Origin of the sequence: Pseudomonas sp. S31 (genome assembly GCF_016648105.1) — a bacterium.
GTDB lineage: Bacteria > Pseudomonadota > Gammaproteobacteria > Pseudomonadales > Pseudomonadaceae > Aquipseudomonas.
In genome coordinates, this window is record NZ_JACVVE010000098.1 from 1 (window position 1) to 396 (window position 396).

Below are 396 nucleotides of genomic sequence, written 5' to 3' on the forward strand. Positions count from 1 at the left end.
CCAGCCATGGCAGGGATCACCGATCTGACCGCCCAGTCCGTGACCACAGTGCTGCTCAAACGCATGCGCGGGGAAACCCGCTGGAGTGCGAGCAATAGCCTTCGCCAGCAGGTGCAACTGGCCGCTCGGGAGGGCAACCTGGAAAAAGCGCTGGGACTCTTGGCTGCTCGCTACAACGTTACCGATCAGCTGATCCGCGACAACCCGTTCAGCCAGGAGGTGGAGCGGTATCTGAGAAATGGGATGGCCCAAGTTGAGGAAATGAGGCAACTTCGAATCAGCGGAAGTCGGAGCATCGCACTGGAACTCACCACTACAGTACGACTTAAACCTACCTTTCTGGGGTTACTTACCTCAGGAGGCGGAGGCGCTTTGAACGGCGCCATGCTTTGGTTC

General features: G+C 58.3%; 1 pseudogene. It reads left to right on the forward strand.

The window, feature by feature from the left end:
- Window positions 1-396: pseudogene (locus IAE37_RS28630) on the forward strand (T6SS effector BTH_I2691 family protein); the annotation flags it as partial.